Source organism: Actinomycetospora corticicola, assembly GCF_013409505.1.
In the GTDB taxonomy this organism is placed as follows: Bacteria; Actinomycetota; Actinomycetes; order Mycobacteriales; family Pseudonocardiaceae; genus Actinomycetospora; species Actinomycetospora corticicola.
On record NZ_JACCBN010000001.1, the window covers coordinates 5843006 to 5859607 of the forward strand.

At 73.4% G+C, this 16602-nt stretch carries 15 protein-coding genes and 1 pseudogene; 7 read left to right on the forward strand and 9 right to left on the reverse strand.

Going from position 1 to position 16602, the window contains the following annotated elements:
• Nucleotides 1-4 precede the first annotated feature (4 nt).
• Nucleotides 5-1201, forward strand: coding sequence for an MFS transporter (locus BJ983_RS28430; RefSeq protein WP_179796888.1), 1197 nt, complete (start codon nt 5-7; stop codon nt 1199-1201).
• Here BJ983_RS28430 and BJ983_RS28435 read toward each other — a convergent pair.
• Nucleotides 1195-2388 carry an acyl-CoA dehydrogenase family protein gene (locus BJ983_RS28435; RefSeq protein WP_179796889.1) on the reverse strand — a complete coding sequence of 398 codons (1194 nt, stop codon included), beginning with the start codon at nt 2386-2388 and terminating at the stop codon, nt 1195-1197. The two genes, BJ983_RS28430 and BJ983_RS28435, sit on opposite strands and share 7 nt — an antisense overlap.
• A gap of 332 nt (nt 2389-2720) precedes the next feature.
• On the opposite strand from BJ983_RS28435, the gene BJ983_RS28440 reads away from it, so the two are divergent.
• A complete protein-coding gene (locus BJ983_RS28440) occupies nt 2721-4457 on the forward strand; it encodes a hypothetical protein (protein WP_179796890.1) in 1737 nt (578 codons plus the stop codon).
• Here BJ983_RS28440 and BJ983_RS28445 read toward each other — a convergent pair whose 3' ends face one another.
• Complete coding sequence (locus BJ983_RS28445) at nt 4458-5102, reverse strand: class F sortase (protein WP_343054395.1); 645 nt, start codon at nt 5100-5102, stop codon at nt 4458-4460. It abuts the gene before it with no gap.
• Nucleotides 5099-5296, reverse strand: a complete 198-nt coding sequence (locus tag BJ983_RS28450; protein ID WP_179796891.1) for a hypothetical protein — start codon at nt 5294-5296, stop codon at nt 5099-5101. The genes BJ983_RS28445 and BJ983_RS28450 overlap by 4 nt, the downstream gene beginning before the upstream one ends.
• Here BJ983_RS28450 and BJ983_RS28455 point away from each other — a divergent pair.
• Nucleotides 5289-5765, forward strand: a complete 477-nt coding sequence (locus BJ983_RS28455) for a hypothetical protein (RefSeq protein WP_179796892.1) — start codon at nt 5289-5291, stop codon at nt 5763-5765. The two genes, BJ983_RS28450 and BJ983_RS28455, sit on opposite strands and share 8 nt — an antisense overlap.
• Before the next feature lie 89 nt (nt 5766-5854).
• Here the strand turns inward: BJ983_RS28455 and BJ983_RS28460 are convergent, their stop codons facing one another.
• Both BJ983_RS28460 and BJ983_RS28465 read right to left on the reverse strand, forming a co-directional pair.
• Nucleotides 5855-6829, reverse strand: a complete 975-nt coding sequence (locus tag BJ983_RS28460; RefSeq protein WP_179796893.1) for an HTTM domain-containing protein — start codon at nt 6827-6829, stop codon at nt 5855-5857.
• A complete protein-coding gene (locus BJ983_RS28465) occupies nt 6826-7380 on the reverse strand; it encodes a hypothetical protein (RefSeq protein WP_179796894.1) in 555 nt (184 codons plus the stop codon). The genes BJ983_RS28460 and BJ983_RS28465 overlap by 4 nt, the downstream gene beginning before the upstream one ends.
• 57 nt (nt 7381-7437) lie before the next feature.
• On the opposite strand from BJ983_RS28465, the gene BJ983_RS28470 reads away from it, so the two are divergent.
• Both BJ983_RS28470 and BJ983_RS28475 read left to right on the forward strand, forming a co-directional pair.
• Nucleotides 7438-8199, forward strand: coding sequence for a phosphotransferase (locus BJ983_RS28470; protein WP_179796895.1), 762 nt, complete (start codon nt 7438-7440; stop codon nt 8197-8199).
• A gap of 45 nt (nt 8200-8244) precedes the next feature.
• The gene (locus BJ983_RS28475; protein WP_179796896.1) at nt 8245-9021 is read left to right on the forward strand and encodes an alpha/beta fold hydrolase; all 777 of its coding nucleotides are present in this window, start codon (nt 8245-8247) and stop codon (nt 9019-9021) included.
• 9 nt (nt 9022-9030) lie between these two features.
• Here the strand turns inward: BJ983_RS28475 and BJ983_RS28480 are convergent, their stop codons facing one another.
• The 3 genes from BJ983_RS28480 to BJ983_RS28490 form a co-directional block, all read right to left on the reverse strand.
• Complete coding sequence (locus tag BJ983_RS28480) at nt 9031-11013, reverse strand: S9 family peptidase (RefSeq protein WP_179796897.1); 1983 nt, start codon at nt 11011-11013, stop codon at nt 9031-9033.
• Between the two features lie 59 nt (nt 11014-11072).
• Nucleotides 11073-11387, reverse strand: coding sequence for an antitoxin (locus BJ983_RS28485; protein ID WP_179796898.1), 315 nt, complete (start codon nt 11385-11387; stop codon nt 11073-11075).
• Nucleotides 11388-11912: 525 nt separating this feature from the next.
• A complete protein-coding gene (locus BJ983_RS28490; RefSeq protein ID WP_179796899.1) occupies nt 11913-13268 on the reverse strand; it encodes an NAD(P)/FAD-dependent oxidoreductase in 1356 nt (451 codons plus the stop codon).
• A 158-nt stretch (nt 13269-13426) separates the two neighbouring features.
• On the opposite strand from BJ983_RS28490, the gene BJ983_RS28495 reads away from it, so the two are divergent.
• Both BJ983_RS28495 and BJ983_RS28500 read left to right on the forward strand, forming a co-directional pair.
• Nucleotides 13427-13834 carry a PPOX class F420-dependent oxidoreductase gene (locus BJ983_RS28495; RefSeq protein ID WP_179796900.1) on the forward strand — a complete coding sequence of 136 codons (408 nt, stop codon included), beginning with the start codon at nt 13427-13429 and terminating at the stop codon, nt 13832-13834.
• A 25-nt stretch (nt 13835-13859) separates the two neighbouring features.
• On the forward strand, nt 13860-14525 hold the full coding sequence (locus tag BJ983_RS28500; protein WP_179796901.1) for a DUF998 domain-containing protein: 666 nt from the start codon (nt 13860-13862) through the stop codon (nt 14523-14525).
• A 553-nt stretch (nt 14526-15078) separates the two neighbouring features.
• Here the strand turns inward: BJ983_RS28500 and BJ983_RS28505 are convergent.
• Nucleotides 15079-16506, reverse strand: a pseudogene (locus BJ983_RS28505) (MFS transporter); the annotation flags it as partial.
• Between the last annotated feature and the right edge of the window lie 96 nt (nt 16507-16602).

The following is a 16602-nucleotide window of genomic DNA, read 5'->3' on the forward strand; positions in this document are numbered from 1 at the left end:
ACACGTGACCACCGCCGCTCGACCACGCTCCGCCGCGACCCTCGGCACTCCGCTCCTCGTCGCCGCAATCGTGCTCGTGGCGCTGAACCTCCGTGGTCCGATCGTCGCGGTGAGCCCGGTGATCGATGCGATCCGCGCCGATCTGGGCGTCTCCGCCGCCGTCGCCGGGCTCCTGACGAGCCTGCCGGTCCTCGCCTTCGCGCTCGCTTCCCCACCGGCGTCGTGGTTGATCGGCCGCATCGGCGCCGAGCGCGCGATGCTCGTGGGGCTCGTCGTCCTTGCGGCCGGGGCGGTGCTGCGGTCCGCGGACGGCGTCGCGGGCGCCCTCATCGGCACCGCGCTCATCGGTGCCGGCATCACGGTGGGCAACATCGTGGTCCCGGTGATCATCGGCCGCGACTTCCCCCATCGGTCCGGCTCCCTGCTCGGCATCTACACCGCGACGATGAACATCGGCTCGATGATCACGCTCTCCCTCACCGTCCCGATCGCGGCCGGCACGGGCTGGCGCGTCGCCCTCGCCTCCTACCTCGTCCTCACCGTCGCCGCCGCGGTGGTGTGGCGCCTCGCCACCCGCCGTCGGGACGGGGGAGAGGCCCTTCCCGACGGCGGGGCGGCGCCGGCCCGCGCGCCCTGGACGCGGCCCGTGGGCTGGCTGCTGCTGTTCGCGTTCGGCGGGCAGTCGTTCGGCTACTACGGCCTCACGGCGTGGCTGCCCGAGGTCCTGCGCGACCTCCGGGGACTCGACGCCGCGAGTGCGGGCATCGCGTCGTCGCTGTTCCAGATCCTCGCGGTCGTCGGCGCGCTGGTGACGCCCCTGGTGGCGCGTCGGACCAGCCTGCGGCTGGCGTTCATCCCGGTCGCCGCGGGCTTCCTCGCGCTGCCGGGCGGGTTGCTGCTGGCACCGGCGCTCTGGCCGCTGTGGTGCTCGCTGGCGGGCGCGGCGCAGGGCGGCGGGTTCACCGTCATCTTCTCCGCGTGCCTCGCCGCGAGCCGGGACGCCACGGAGAACCGGCGCATGGCCGCCTTCGTGCAGGGCGGCGGCTACCTCATGGGGGCGCTCGGGCCGTGGCTGCTCGGGGCCGTCCACGAGTCGGTGTCCCCGCCTGCCTGGGACGTGCCGCTCGCCGTCGTGCTCGGCGCGCTGGTGGTCCTGGCGGTGGCGGGGGCGGCGGCGGTCACCCGCATCCGGACTCAGTAGCTGCGGGGCATGCCCAGCACGTGCTGGCCGACGTAGGCGAGCACGAGGTTGTTGTTGACCGGCGCGACCTGGTAGAGCCGCGTCTCGCGGAACTTGCGCTCGACGTCCCAGGTGTCGACGAAGCCGTATCCGCCGTGGGTGTCGAGGCAGGCGTTGCCGGCCTGCCAGCTGGCCTCGCTGGCCAGGAACTTCGCGAGGTTGGCCTGCTCGCCGCACTTCTCGCCGGCGTCGAACAGGGCGGCGGCGCGGTAGCGCATGAGGTCGGCCGCCCCGATCTGCGCGTAGGCCCGGGCCAGCGGGAACTGCACGCCCTGGTTGGCGCCGATCGGACGGCCGAACACCTGCCGCTCGTTCGCGTACTTCGTCGCCCGGTCGATGAACCAGTAGCCGTCCCCGACCGCCTCGGCCGCGAGCAGGATGCGCTCGGCGTTCCAGCCGTCGAGGACGTACCGGAAGCCCTGGCCCTCCTCGCCGATGAGCGCGCTCGCCGGGACGCGCATCTCGTTGTAGCGCACCTCGTTGGTGGCGTAGTTGAACATCGTGCGGACCGGCTCGACCTTGAGCGTGTCGGGCTCGTCGCGGCGCACGTCGCGCAGGTCGACCAGGAACAGGCTGATGCCCTGCGTGCGCTCCTTCGGGTCCTCGCCGCGCGGGCTGGTGCGGGCGAGCACGAGCGCGAGGTCGGACTGCTCGATCCGGCTGGTCCAGTTCTTGTGCCCGCTGATGACGTAGTCGTCGCCGTCGCGGATCGCCGTCGTGCGGATGTCGGTGGTGTTCGACCCGGCCTCGGGCTCGGTGATCGAGAAGGCCTGCAGCCGGATCGAGCCGTCCGCGATCCCCGGCAGGTAGGTCTTCTTCTGCTGCTCCGACCCGTGCTTGAGCAGCGCGCCCATCGTGTACATCTGCGCGTGGCAGCCTGCGGAGTGCCCGCCGGAGCGGTTGATCTCCTCGAGCACGATCGAGCCCTCGGTGATCCCGAGCCCGCTCCCGCCGTACTCGGTGGGGATCAGCACGGCCAGGTAACCCGACTCGGTCAGCGCGTCGACGAACGCGTCGGGGTACTCGCGGTTGCGGTCCCGCTCGCGCCAGTACTCGTCGGGGAACCGCGCGCACAGCTCCCGCACCTGCCCGCGCAGCTCCTCCTGCGCCTCGGTGGTGACACCGACGGGGGTCGGGGTGCTGGGCATCGGTGCGCTCCTCGGGCCGGACTGCTCGACGAAGACCATCTTCCCTGTCCGACGGCGGGTGTGCTCGGCTCCGGCCGCGCGGCCCTCCTCTGCCGGCGCGCCCGCCGCCGAGGGTCACGTGGGGCAGGTCCGGACGCCCGTCGGTCTGCCTGGTGTGGACCTCGCGGACGGAGCAGCGGCCTCGGCGTTCGCGAAGGTGACGTGGGGCAGGTCCGGACGCCCGTCGGTCTGCCTGGTGTGGTCCTCGTGCCCGGCCTGCCGCTGGTCGCGCCGGGAGGTCGGGCCGTCGGTGACCCCTGGCGTGGCCGACCGCGTCCCTGTAGGCACGGCGGGTGACGACGACCGCCGAGGCGCCGCCCGCCGATCCCGCACCGGTGCGGGCGGTGAGCCGGTCGGACACCGCCGTCGCGGTGGCCGTGCCGACCGTCCTGGTCGCGGCCCACCTGTGGGTCTACGGCCGGTGGATCGTGGACGATGCCGGCATCACGATGGCCTACGCCCGGTCGATCTCCAGCGGCCTCGGGCCCGTGCTCCAACCCGGTGCCCCGGTGTCGGAGGGGTGGTCCGACCCGGCGTGGCTCGCGCTCTTCGTGGTCGCCCGGTGGCTGGGCCTGCTCGACCACGGTGCCTGGTTCGGCGTCTCCGACCTCGTGGCTTTCCCCAAGGTCGTGGGGGTCCTCTGCTGCGCCGGGATGTTCCTGGCGTTCCACCGGGTCGCGCTGCGGGTCTCGCCGAACCCGCTGACCACGACGATGGTGGCCGGGACGATCACGGCCGCCGTCCCCTCGTTCGTCGTCTGGGTCGGCAGCGGGCTCGAGAACCCGCTGCTCGCCCTGGTCGTGGTCCTCCTGGCGGCACGGCTCGCGACCGCCGCCGTCGACGGCGACCTGCTGACGACCCGGGTGGCCCTGCAGTGCGCGGGTCTCGCCGCACTCGCCTCGCTCACCCGGCCCGACGGCGCGGTGTACCTCGTCGCCTACCCGCTGGCGGTCGCGCTGCTGACGACGGGCGCGGGCCGATGGCGTCGAGCCGGGCTCTCGCTCGCCGTGGGGCTCGTGCCCGCCCTGGTCTACGAGGTCTGGCGGATCGCGACCTTCGGCGAGCTCGTCCCGACGACGGCGCTGGCCAAGGGACAGGGCTTCCTGTCGTCCCTCAACCTCGGGCGGCCGGCGGATCTGATCGCGCTCGCGGGGTGGCCGGTGTGTCTCGTGGTCGTCGGCGCCGTCGCGGTCGTCCTCGTCCGGCGCCGGGACCTGCCCGCCCTGACGAGGGTCGTGGCCGCTCTCCTCGTCCCGCTCGGCCTCGCCGTCCTCGCGTTCGTGCTGCTCGCGGCCGACTGGATGGCCCTCGCCCGCTTCGCGACCCCGGTGTGGCCGCTCGGGGCCCTGGTCGCCGTGCTCGTCGTCGCCCCGGTACTCGGTGGATCGGGCGCCCGCACCCGCCGGCCGGTGGCGATCGTGCTCGTCGTCGCGGCCGCGGTGAGCGTGCTGACGTGGACCCAGGCTGCGCTCGGCTTCCTGGGCCGGCCAACGGTTCCCTTGTGCGGGGTGGTGCGCTCGAACGCCTATGCCGTGGACGCCCACGCCGACGCGCTCGACGTGCGGGAGGGGTCGTTCCTGGGCGTCGACGCCGGTGGCGTCGCTCTCGCGAGCCGGCTCCGCTTCGTCGATCTGGCCGGCCTCACGGACCCGGCGATCGCCCGCTTCTGGAGCACGGACGACATGACCGGGCTGCGAGACCAGGTGTTCGACGTCGCCCGTCCGACCTTCATGCGGCTGACCCGCGGGTCGAACCTGACCGACGAGAGCGGGCTGCTGTCCGACCCGCGCATCGGCCGCGACTACGTGGCGCTCTGGAGCGACGCGACGGGGTCGATCACGGTCGTCCGCCGTGATGCGGTGCCCTCGGCCGCGGCGCTCTCGACCGCGGCGGCCTCAGCCGCGAACGTCATGAGCGGCGTGACGGCGGCCTTCACCAGCGGCGGCCCGACGAGTTGGCCCTGCCCCGACGCACTACGGCCGCCACCCGTGGGGGCAGCGGCCGCAGTCTCGGTCGGGAGTGGGCGGTGATCAGGCCGGACGGACGTCCGTGAGGTTCGCGTAGACGATCACGTTGGCCTCGTAGCTCTTGGCCGCCGGGTCGAAGACGCCGCCGCAGGTGATGAGGCGGAGCTGCGAGTCCGGGGTGTCCGCGTAGACCTGCTCGGCGGGGAACGCCGCCTTCGGCACGGTGTCGATGTTCGACACCGTGAAGACCGCGGTCTGGCCGTCCTGGCGCTTGACCATCACCTGGTCACCCGCCTTGACGTCCTTCAGCCGGTAGAAGATGCCGGCCTTCCCGTCGCCGTTGACGTGCCCGAGGATCACGGCCGGGCCGAGCGTGCCCGGCGACGGGCTCTTGTCGTACCAGCTGGCCTGCATCGGGTTCGACAGGGCCGGCACCTGGAGCGAGCCGTCCGCGTTCTGCCCGGTCTCGATCAGCGAGGACTCCGCCCCGATCGAGGGCACCGAGAGCGACGTCGGGGTGGAGGCCGCCATGAGCTGGACGCCGGAGTCCCCGGAGGAACCCGAGGACTTCGAGCCCGACGTCCCGGCGACCACCAACCCGATGAGTGCCACGACCACGATCAGCCCGATGCCGATCTTGCCCGTGATGCCGTCGAGCTTCGACGGCTCCCGGGTGGGCGGGGTCTCGGTGTCGGTCTCCGAACTCACTGGAACGAGCCGTCCCCGGTGTCGACGCCGCCCTTCGGCACGGACGAGACCTGGGTGGCGGCGACGTACGTCGGCGCCGTGTACGTCGGCGCGGCGTAGCGGTCACAGCCACAGCCGTGGTCGTAGTACTTGCCGTAATAGCGGTGCCCGAAGTCGCCGAAGACCGGGTAGGGGTACGGCGAGTAGATGACCACGGTGTTGGCGCCGCTGGTCGACGAGGTGGAGCTCGTCGACGCGGTGGAGCCGGAGGTCGAGAGCGAGCTGAGCACGCTCGTGCCGACCACGGTGCCGACGCTGGACACGCTGGTGCCGATCGCGGTGCCGCTGGCGGTCGACGACGTCGACGAGCCGGTGGTCGACACCGAGCTGGCGACGCTCGTGCCGACCACGGTGCCGACGCTGGACACGCTCGTGCCGATCGCGGTACCGCCGGACGACGAGCTGGTCGAGCTGGTGCTCGAGGTCGAGCTGGTCGAGCTCGTGCTCGACGTCGACCCCTCCGTGGACTGCGTGGCCAACCCGGAGGTCCCGGTGGAGACCGATGCGGACGCGACGCCCTGCCAGACCATGCCCACGAGCATCATCCCGGCTGCGACCGCTGCCATGCGCTTGACGGTCGTGCGCCGTCCTGGGCTCATCTCGACCCTCTTCCCTTCGAATTGATCAAGAATTGACGCGATGCCGATACACCGTGACGTCGAGGAACACGTCCGTGGTGTTACAGGTAACGACGTGTCCGCCGCTCGGTTCCGTCACGTTTCGGACACGACCGGCTCACGGGCGTTCTCCCGGGCCGGTTCGGGCGCAGGCGCGCGCCGCGCCCGCAACCGGTCCCGCAGCCGGAGCACGGTCCGCTCCGTCCAGTCGGGGGAGAGGAACACCAGGTAGAGGACCCACATCCCGATGCTGAAGAAGCCGACCATGATGAACACCTCGATGCCGAGGTGCAGCAGGGCGCCGGCTCCCAGCACCCACGGCCGGAGCCGCCGGTTCCACACGAAAATGCCCACCGACAACTCGATGAGCAGCGTGCCGAACGTCAGCCACTCCGTGAGCAGCCCGGAGCCCGCGATCAGCTCGGGCGGCGGGGCCCGCAACTGGTCGAGCATGCGCAGGGCGAACGAGACGGCGGTGCCGTTCCGCCAGGGGTCGCCCTGGAGCTTCGCCCACACCGCGGCGAGGTAGATGATCGACACCTGCACCTGGAGCATCCGCATCGCCCACGGGGCGCGCCGCGGGAACTCCCAGAAGTGCGCCCGGTCGCGGCGCCAGCGGTCCCAGGACAGCGACTCCCCCGACGGCGCGAACACCAGGTACACCGCCATGACCCGCAGCAGGATGTCGCCGGAGTTCAGCACGTAGGGGTTGCGCCGCTCGAACGCGATGAGGCCGAGCAGCACCACCACTGCGGCGATCCGGGGCGAGGCGCCGATCGTCAGCGCGATGCCGGCCAGCAGGGTCGCGAGGAAGACGACCGAGAGCACGGCGACGGAGTTGGAGGTCGTGAGCAGCCCCCACTGCCACGGCCCGATCGCGGGTGGCTGCGGCAGCACCCCGTCCGGCCCGTAGAAGGCGAACAGGTTCGGCAGCTGGGTCGCCGTCCACAGGGTGACCACGAGACCGAAGGCGATCCGCAACACGGCGAGAGGGGCGGTCGACGTCGGGGTGAAGAAGAACCGCTCCCACCCGCGCCAGGCGTCGAGCGCGAGCCCGCGGAGCCGGCTCACGAGCCGACCCCGATCGAGAAGAACTGCCGTGCCGCCCACGGGCCGCGCGGGGCAGCGGCGCTCGGCGGCTGGGACTCGGCGGAGATGTTCCACAGGCTCACGACGACGGGGTGTCGGCCCTGCGCGCGCTGCTGGTCGGCGACCCACCGGGCGTAGGGGGCCCAGCGGGGCACGTTGTCCGGGCCGTTCAGCAACGTGTCCGCGTAGCGCTGCCAGCGGTAGTCCCAGTACTCCGAGAGGCCCTCGGTGATCGGGGACGGCACCACCGTCGTCGTCCCGTCCCGGTCCAGCACGTGGGCCTCGAGGTAGGTCGAGAGCCGCCGCGGCGCCGGTGCGTAGACCGCCCACCCCTGGTCGAGTCCGATCACGTTCGTCGCCCGCCCCACCACCGGGGCGAGCGCGTTCTTCGTCAGGGAGTCCGGCATGTTGGTGATCGCGACGATGCCGAGCAGCACGACGATCAGGACGCTGATCGCGGCCCGTCCGGCCGTCGAGGACTCCAGGCGTTCCTGGAGGTCCTGCTCGTCGGCCTCGGTGTCCTGCGTGCTCATCGGACTGCTCTCCGCGACGCTCGTCACAGGGGGAGGGACCGCGCGACAGTAGCGGACGTGACTACCCGCCAGTACCTCGGCTCCGGCTGGGACAGCGACGCCTGGTTGGTCGACGGCGTCTGGGTGGAGCGCACCGCGAAGCGTCCCGACGTCGAGCCGTGGTTGCGCGCCGAGACGACGCTGCTGCCCTGGCTCGCGCCGCAGGTGCCCCTGGAGGTGCCCCGACCCGTCGTCGGGAAGGAGAACCCGCTGACCGTGCGTCACCGGCTGATCGCCGGCGAGACGGCCGGTGAACGGCCCGGGCTCGGCGTCGCGGTGGGGGAGTTCCTCGCGGCGCTGCACGCCGTCGACCTCACCGAGGCCGTCCGCCGGGGCCTCCCGCCGCCGGACCGGACGTCGGCGATGCGGGACGCGCACTTCGACCGCTTCGCCGCCGAGGTCGTGCCACGGCTCCCGCCCGGCACCGGCGCGTGGCTGCAGGACCGCCTCGACCTGCTCCGGGACGCCCCCGCGTCCGTCGTCGTGCACGGCGACCTGTCGGCCGAGCACGTCCTCGTTCGTGGCGGGCGGGTGTCGGGCGTCATCGACTGGGGCGACGCCCGGGCCGGCGACCCGGCGAAGGACCTGGTCTGGCCGTTGCTCCAGGCGGGGCCGGAGACCGCCCGGGAGGTGACGGCCGCCTATGACGTCACCGACGAGCTCGCCGCCCGCGCGCGGGCCTGGCGCGACGTCGGCCCCTGCTACGCGGTCACCCACGGTGACGACGTGGGCGATCAGGGACTGGTCGCCGAGGCGATGGCCTGGTTTCCTGCGATCTGACGCACGGGTACTTCAGCACTGATCGTCGGGGATCGGAGGAGTGCCATGCGCTGGAGTCCGCCGGGATGGGACGTCATGGTGGGCTTCGGCCTCACCACCGTCGGCCACGCGACCATCGGTGTCACGGGGCGGCGGCACCGCTCCGTCGGGGCGTCCGAGGAGGTCACGCACCCCGGTCGGGGCCCGGTGGTCCTGCTCGGCGGGATGTGCGAGACCGGTCCCTGCCTGGAGCCGATGGCCCGGTGGCTGACCCGCCTCGGCTACGACGTGCACCCGTTCACGCTCGGCTCGGGAATGGGCTGCGCGCAGCGCACGGTCGACTCGCTGACCCGTCGGGTGCGGGCGATCGCCGACGAGGCCGGCGAGCCGGTCCGCGTGGTCGGGCACAGCCGCGGCGGTCAGTTCGGCCGGGCGGTCGGTGCCGCGACCCCGGAGTCGGTGGGCCAGCTGATCACCATCGGCACGCCCTTCGACCGGTGGGGCGGCCTCACCCCCTCCATGGCGGCCGTCGCCTGGAGCATGGCCGCCGTCGGCTCCGCCGGGATGCCGGGTCTGTTCGGGCTCGGGTGCATGATCGGGCGCTGCTGCGCGGACTTCCGCGAGACCCTGCGCGCGCCCTGGCCCGAGGACGTGCCGTTCACCAGCATCTACAGCCGCACCGACGGCGCGGTGCCGTGGCGCTCCAGCCACGACCCGTACGCGCGCAACGTCGTCGTGCCGGGCGGCCACATCGCCCAGCTCACCTCGGCCGCCGTCCAGCGGGCGGTCGCGGCCGAGCTGGCCTCGGTGGAGTCGGTCGAGGTCGACCAGGCCATCGCCTGAGCCGGTCGGCTACGGGGCGCCCGGCGCCAGGTGACGGGCGAAGAAGTCGAGGATGATCTCGGCCCGCTGCACCCGTCGTCGGGGTGAGCCGCTCCGCGAGAGCTCGTGGCCCTCGCCGGGGAACCGCCAGTACTCCACCTCGCGCCCGAGCAGGCGCAGCGCGACGTAGAGCTGGTCGGCCTGCTCCGGCGGGCACCGCAGGTCCTCGTCGGCGTGCAGGATCAGCAGCGGGGTGTGGATGTGCTCGACGTACGACGTCGGGGACACCCGGCGGTAGACGTCGGGGCGCGCGAGGTGGTCGACGCCGAGCTCGAAGCGGAAGAAGCCCGCGAGGTCCGACCCGCCCCACTCCAGCGAGAGCAGGTTGTTCGCCGCGCGCTCCGAGCAGGCGGCGGCGAAGCGGTCGGTGTGGCCGACCAGCCACGTCGTCATGAAACCGCCGTAGGAGCCGCCGAGCACGCCGACCCGGGCGGGGTCGAGCGTCGGATCGTGGGCCAGCGCGGCGTCGAGGGCCGCGAGGACGTCGTCGGCGTCGACACCGCCCCACCCGGTCCCCGGGACCTCGGCGGCCTCCGGGGTGCGGATGGACCGCAGGGCCGCCTCGGTGTCGCCCGTGGAGCCGTGCGGGTTGCACCAGAGGACCGCGTAGCCCGCGCCGGACCACAGCGCGAACTCGTCGAACCACGCCGTCGGGTACTGCGTCATCGGGCCGCCGTGCACCGAGAGCAGCAGGGCCAGCCGTCCGTCGGTGTCGGCGAGGGCGGGGGACCGCGGCCGGAGCAGCCACGCGTCGATCTCGCCGCCCCCGGACGAGGGCACGCGCAGGTGCTCGGGCTCGCCCACCGGCAGGTCGCGGTGGAAGGCCGCGGAGAACGATGACAGCGTCGTCTCCCGGCCGTCGCGCACCACGGCGAGCTCGGGACGGGTGGTCGGCCCCGTCGTCAGGATCGCGAGGGTGCCCGCGGCCTCGTCGTACCCGACGATCGCGCGGGTGCCGCCGACGACCTCGACGGGCTCCGCGGAACCGTCCGCGGGCACGGCGTGGAGCGGCTGCGTGCCGTGGTCCTCGACGGTGAACAGCAGGTCCGTACCCCGCCACAGCGGTGCACGGCCGCCGACGAAGGGCGCGGCCTGGCGGTCGAGGCCCGCGGTCAGGACCCGAGGGTCGCCGCCCTCGGCGGGCACGACCGCGATCCGGCCGAACGACGGGATCAGCGTGACGTCCTCCGCGAGGACCGCGACCGAGGTGCCGTCCGGGGACCACGACGGCCGCGTGACCGAGATCGACGGGGAGGTCGTGAGCGGCCGCAGCTCCCCGGAGGCGACGTCGAGCAGGTGCAGGGCCTCGACCATGGTCAGGTCGGCGTCCGGCTCGTCGCGCACGGTCGTGACGGCGAGCGAGCGCCCGTCGGGCGACCAGGCCGGGCCGGCGATGTCGTAGCGGTGGTGGGCGAGGAGCCGCGAGTCGCCGGGGACGTCGGCCGCGACGACGAAGACCGCCCGCGGACGGTCGACGGTCCAGCCCTCGCCGTCGAGCTTGGGGAACAGGCGGTCGACGCGGCGGGGGAGCGTCGCGCGGTCGGGGGTCCCGACGACGGTGAACGGCGGCGCGTCCGGACGGGCCTCCCGGGAGGTGAAGGCGATCGCGGACCCGTCCGGTGACCACGCGAGCTCACCGATCGGCGACTCGCGGTCGACCAGGGTCACGGGCTCCCCGGGCCCGTCGACCGGCAGCACCACGAGCTGGTGGTGGCCGGACACGGACCGGGTGAACGCCAGCCGGGTGCCGTCGGGGGACCACCGGGGGCAGGTGTCGGCGTCGCCGGACGTCAGCTGGCGCGGGGGCCCGTCCGCCGGCGCGAGCCAGATCGTGCTGCGGTACCGGTCGGCCTCGAGGTCGACCCGGGTCACGACGACGGCGATCCGCCCGCCGTCGGGGGAGACCCGTGGGTCGCCCGGGCTGACGAGGCGGGCGATGTCGGCCGGCTGCATGGTGCGTGACGCTAACCGTCCACGGGCCCGGACGCTGGCGATTCCGGGCCCGGCGTGACTCAGCGGTCGGTGCGCTCGCTGGGGTAGCGCTGCGTGGAGCCCGCGTCGCGGTAGGGGTCGTGGCGGAACTGCTGCGGCCCGTACTGCCCGGCCTGGCTCCGGCCCGTCATGTTCCGACCGGGGAGGCTGGTCTCCTTGCGCACCTGGCGCAGCGCGCCGTCGATCTGGCGGCGGAACCGGCCCTTGGTGCGCTGGTCGATGAACGAGGCGGCCTGGTCGGCGTACCGGTTCACCTTCTCCGGGTTCTGGCGGGCGTACTGGCGGGCCGCGGCCACGGCGGCCCCGAGAGTGGCCACTCGACGCATCAGAGCCATGTGCTGCACCTCGTCGGTTCGGGGGATGAGGGGTCGGTCCGGGTCGGCGAGGACTCCACCGACTCCCAGGACGTCCATCATCGTGGATACCACGACCGACGGCCGATCGACCCGTCCTCGCGGGACCACGCCCCCGGGCCTGGACGTGTGAGTAGCCGAGCAGCACACCTCCGGGTCTGGGGGGGTGACCCGGATTTCGTCGGGGGGAGACGTTGCTGCTCGGCTACCGCCGCCACGGTAATACCTGCGGAGGTCCACAACAAGGCGCGAAACAAATCCGATCACGGCGCCGGGAGAAACCGTGCGGTCGGTCCGATCATGGTCGTGGTCCGTGGATCACGCGGCCCGAACGTGCAGCTCACACCATGCGACGTCGGGTGTGGTCGGGGTGAGGGCGGGAAATGGGATCGACCGCGCGCGATCGAATGCGGAATACGCCATTCATGGTCCCTGATGCAGGTATTCGATGTTCCCCTATTTCTTCCCGACGGCGGGTGCGGGTCGCGTTCGGCAGGAAGGAACCGCTCACGACCGTTGGGTCGCGTGGGGGAAGCCGAGGTGGTGCTGGGGGACCTCGGGCGACGCGGTGTCGAGCGGGATCGCGGGCGACCGGACGAGTCCGAGCTGGGCGCTCTGGCGCGGCTGCAGCGCCTCGAGCACCCAGTCCGTCGCCGTGCGGAGGCGGTTGCCCGGCATCGCGGCGAGGTGGTAGCCGCGGGCCACGACCTTCGCCGGCAGGCCGGTGAGCGGGATGTTCAGCGGCGCGGCCGCGGCCTCCAGCCCGCCGAGGTCGACGACGAAGCCGAGGTCGCGGTGCTTGTAGGGCCGCACCGAGCCGTACCCGAGGGACGCGGCGATGTTGCGGCCGGCCAGTGCGCCCTGGCGGACGGCGTGCTGTGCGGTCATCGGGGTGGCCTCACCCGGTCGGCTCGGGTCGGGGACCGCGGCGGCGTCCCCGCAGGCGTAGAGCTCGGAGCGGCCCGGTACCTGCAGCGTCGACTCGACGACCACCCGGCCGCCGTCGATTTCGATGTCGAGGTCCTCGATGAGGGGGTCGACGCGGACCCCGACGCACCACAGCAACGTGCGCGTCGCGATGCGCTCGCCGCTGGAGAGCAGCACTCCGTCCTCGCCGGCCTCGTCCATCGTCGTGTCGGTGTGCACCTCCACCCCGCGGCGCCGGAGCACGGCGTCGGCGGTGCGGGAGAGGTGCTCGTCCAGCCCGGCGAGCACCCGACCGCGGCTGACCAGCACCCAGCGCATGGAGTCCGGGTCCAGGCCCCGGCTGCGCGCGAGGGCCCGGGTGAACAGCTGGCCCTGGGCGGCGACCTCGGTGCCCGTGTAGCCCGCGCCCACCACGACGAACGTGCACCGTGCGGCCACCTCGTCGGGGTCGTTGCTCATGGCGGCGAGGTCGATCTGGCGGATGAGGTGGTCGCGCAGGTAGAAGGCCTCGGGGACGCCGCGGAACCCGACCGCGTACTCGCTGACGCCGGGGATCGGCATCACCTTGTGCACGCTCCCGGCGGCGAGCACCAGGCGGTCGTAGGTGGTGCGGTGCGCGACGCCCTCCGGGTCGAGCCAGCCGATCTCGCGGGCCTCGAGGTCGATGGCGTCGACCTCCCCGGGAGCGTGGCGCACGCAGGGCGGCAGGGTGTCGGAGAGCGCGACCGCGATCCGGCGCGGTTCGAGGATCCCGCCGGCGACCTCGGGCAGCAGCGGGAGGTAGAGGAAGTAGTTGGTGGGGCTGACCACCACGATGTCGATCTCGCCGCGCGTCCGGCGGGCCAGCGACCTGGCCGTGTGGTAGCCCGCGAACCCGCTGCCGACGATCACCACCCGGGGCCGTGCGCGGTCCGTGCCGTCCACCGGGAAGGTCATGGCCGCCGAGGGTGCCCCATCCGACGGGCCGGGCGGAACCGGCCGTGTCACCACGGCGTGTCGTTCACGTGACGGTTGGTGCCGTGTGATCGGCACCGCGTTGTGATCCGGTCGGCGGGCTCGGTCGATGCCGTCCGGGCCCGGGTACGACGGGGGGTGTGACTGCTTCGCTCGTGACGCTCGGCGACCAGCGCTTCGTGTCGCTGACGACCTTCCGCCGCTCCGGTGACCCGGTGGCGACCCCGGTTTGGGTCGCGCGCGACGGCGACGGGCTCGTCGTCTACACCTCCGCCGAGAGCGGCAAGGTCAAGCGGCTGCGCCACGACGCCCAGGTGGAGCTGCGGGCCTGCGACCGGCGCGGACGGGTCGCCCCCGGCACGCCCACGGTGGAGGCGACGGCCGTGGTCGACGACGCCGACGGCGCGGTCGACGACGCCGAGGACCTGCTCAGGGCCAAGTACGGCTGGGAGTTCGGCGGCATCCGGCTGCTCCAGGCGGCCGAGCGCGTGTTCCGCCGGGGCGGTCCGCCCCGCGAGCGCGTCGTGCTGCGCCTGACGGTGGCCTGACGCTCGTGCCGGTCATGCTGGCTCGATGACGCTCTCCGCGACCCGGGTCCGGTCCTCCGCGCTCGGCACCGCGGGGGCCGCCGTGTCGCTCGTCGTCGTCGCGGTCGTCGGGGTGATGCACCTGCTCGCACCGTGGTCGCGGCACGACCCGGTGCGCCGCACCATCAGCGAGTACGCCGTCGGCCCGGGTGGGTGGCTCTTCGACGTCGCCGTGCTCGGCCTGGTCGCGGCGACGGTCGCGGTGGTGGCGGCCCTCGCCCTGCGCGGGCTCGTCCCCACGGCGGGGATGGTCCTGTTCGGCGTCTGGTGCGTCGGGCTGGTGCTGGTCGTGGTGTTCGAGAAGACGAACTGGTCGGTGGGCCCGAGCCTGTCCGGGTCGATCCACCGCTACGCGAGCCTCGCCGCGTTCCTCGCGCTCCCGACGGCGGGTCTGCTGACGGCCCGCGGGCACCGGGGCCAGGCGTGGGCGCGGTGGGTCACGGTGTTCTCGGTGGTCGCTCTCGCCTCGTTCCTGCCGATCATCGGGGCGATCGCCCTGAACCCGGTCCTCGCGACGCCCTGGTACCGGGCTGTCCCGCTCGGGCTGATCGAGCGGGTCCTGTCGTTGGCGGAGGTCCTGGTGATCGTGGTGCTGGGGTTCCGGGCGGCGCGCCCTGCCCTGGATGAGCGAACGGCACTCTCGCGCACATAGAGGCTGCGAACGGCCCGCTCGTTCAGGAGCACGCGCAGGCCACCACATCGGCCCCGCCGCGAGGTGCACGAGAGGCAGGTCGGCGAACGCCGCAGGATGCCCCACGTGCACCCCGCGGTCCGGCCCCCGGCAACCCACCTCGCGAGGCGCACGTGAGACAGGTCTGCACCGGTCACGGGATGCCTCACGTGCACCTCGCGGAGGACGGAGTGGGCGCCGCTCAGACCGGGGTGGGCAGGGCAGCGGGGGCCCGCAGGTCGACGTCCCGGGAGAGCTGGCCGGCCCCGCCCAGGTGCTCCGCGTGCGAGGCCCCGTCGGCCCGGACGACGAGCAGGTGCGGGGCGCCGGGCTCGCCCGCCGTCACGACGTAGCTCCCGTCGGCCGCGGACACCGCCCGGCCGAGCTGGCGGCCGGCGTTGCTCACGACGGTGACGGTCGCCCCGGCGACGCCCGTGCCCCCGCGGCGGACGACGCCCGACACCAGCGGGCGCGCGACCGGCGCGGTCAGCGGCTCCGGCTCGGGGTCCTTCCCGACGACGGGTGCGGCCTCCTCGCGCTCGACCGCTGCGGCCGGGGCGGCCGCCGCGTCCGGCGCCGGCCGACGCGGGACGAACGCCATGATGACCAGCGCGACCACCGCACCGCCGGCGCCGAGCAGCATCACGAGGACGAACGCCCCCTCGGTCGGAGCCCCCGAGGACGACACGAGCGTCGCCAGCAGCAGCCCGGCGATGGCGCTCGCGAACGACGTGCCGAGCGCCCGCATGAGGTTGTTCAGGCTGTTCGCGGCGGCGGTCTGGGTCACCGGTACGGCGGCCATGATCAATGCCGGCATCGCGCCGTAGGCCAGCCCGATGCCGCAGGCGATCACCACGGAGCTCAGCACGAGGTGCCAGACCGCGGAGTGGAACCCGGCGCCGATCCCGTACCCCACGGCCACCACCACGGCGCCGAGCATCAGCGTCGTCCGCGGCCCCGAGGCGGCGCTGATGCGGGCCGACACCGGCGACATCGCCATCATGCAGAGCCCGCCGGGGGCGAGGACCAGGCCGGCGACCAGGATCGACTGCCCGAGCCCGTAGCCGGTGGAGGTCGGCAGCTGCAGCAGCTGCGGGTAGACCAGCGACATCGCGAACATCGAGAAGCCGAAGACGATCGACGCGAGGTTGGTGAGCAGCACCTGACGGCGGGCGCTCACCCGCAGGTCGACCAGGGGCTGCGGGGTGCGCAGCTCCCAGAACGCCCACGCGAGCAGCACCACGACCGCCACCACGAACAGCGTCACGGTGGTCGCGCTGCCCCAGCCCCAGCTCGAGCCCTTCGACACCGCGAGCAGCAGGCTCACCAGGGCGACGGCGAGCCCGACCGCCCCGACGACGTCGAATCTCCCGCCGGCCCGTTGCACGGACTCGGGCACCAGCGCGAGGACGAGCACCAGGACGAGGACGCCGAGCCCGGCGGCGGCCCAGAACAGCACGTGCCAGTCCGCGGTCTGCGCGATCAGCGCCGCGAGCGGGAGCCCGAGCGATCCGCCCACGCCGAGCGAGGCGCTCATCAGCGCCACCGCCGAACCGAGCCGCTCCGCCGGCAGCTCGTCCCGCATGAGGCTGATGCCGAGCGGGATCAGGCCCGTCGAGAGTCCCTGCAGTGCGCGGCCGACGATCAGCGGCACGAGCGAGGTCGACAGCGCCGCGACGACCGACCCGGCGATGAGCATGACCAGGCAGAACAGCAGCATCCGCCGCTTGCCGATCATGTCGGCGAGGCGGCCGACGATGGGCACCGCCACGGCCGCGGTCAGCAGGGTCGAGGTGACGATCCAGGCGGTGTCGGCGGGAGCGGCGCCGAGCAGGCGCGGGAACTGCGGTACCAGCGGGACGACGAGGGTCTGCTGCAGGGAGACCGTGATGCCCGCGAGGGCGAGGACGGCGACGAAGGCGGGCGACTTGGCCCGCGCCTCGGTGGGGGCGGCGGTGGTCACGGCACTCCTCGGCCAGGGGGGACGAGGTAATGATGGCACGGAGCGCCAGAAAGTCGCGCGGAGACGCAGGTCCCGTGGCCGGCACGAGACCCTCCT

What these genes read in the sequence shown, in the direction of transcription:
- BJ983_RS28435 (WP_179796889.1), bottom strand. Translation starts at nt 2,388, where the DNA reads ATGCCCAGCACCCCGACCCCCGTCGGTGTCACCACCGAGGCGCAGGAG.
- BJ983_RS28455 (WP_179796892.1), top strand. Translation starts at nt 5,289, where the DNA reads ATGACCACGGTGTTGGCGCCGCTGGTCGACGAGGTGGAGCTCGTCGAC.
- BJ983_RS28465 (WP_179796894.1), bottom strand. Translation starts at nt 7,380, where the DNA reads ATGAGCACGCAGGACACCGAGGCCGACGAGCAGGACCTCCAGGAACGC.
- BJ983_RS28475 (WP_179796896.1), top strand. Translation starts at nt 8,245, where the DNA reads ATGCGCTGGAGTCCGCCGGGATGGGACGTCATGGTGGGCTTCGGCCTC.
- BJ983_RS28480 (WP_179796897.1), bottom strand. Translation starts at nt 11,013, where the DNA reads ATGCAGCCGGCCGACATCGCCCGCCTCGTCAGCCCGGGCGACCCACGG.
- BJ983_RS28485 (WP_179796898.1), bottom strand. Translation starts at nt 11,387, where the DNA reads ATGGCTCTGATGCGTCGAGTGGCCACTCTCGGGGCCGCCGTGGCCGCG.
- BJ983_RS28490 (WP_179796899.1), bottom strand. Translation starts at nt 13,268, where the DNA reads ATGACCTTCCCGGTGGACGGCACGGACCGCGCACGGCCCCGGGTGGTG.
- BJ983_RS28500 (WP_179796901.1), top strand. Translation starts at nt 13,860, where the DNA reads ATGACGCTCTCCGCGACCCGGGTCCGGTCCTCCGCGCTCGGCACCGCG.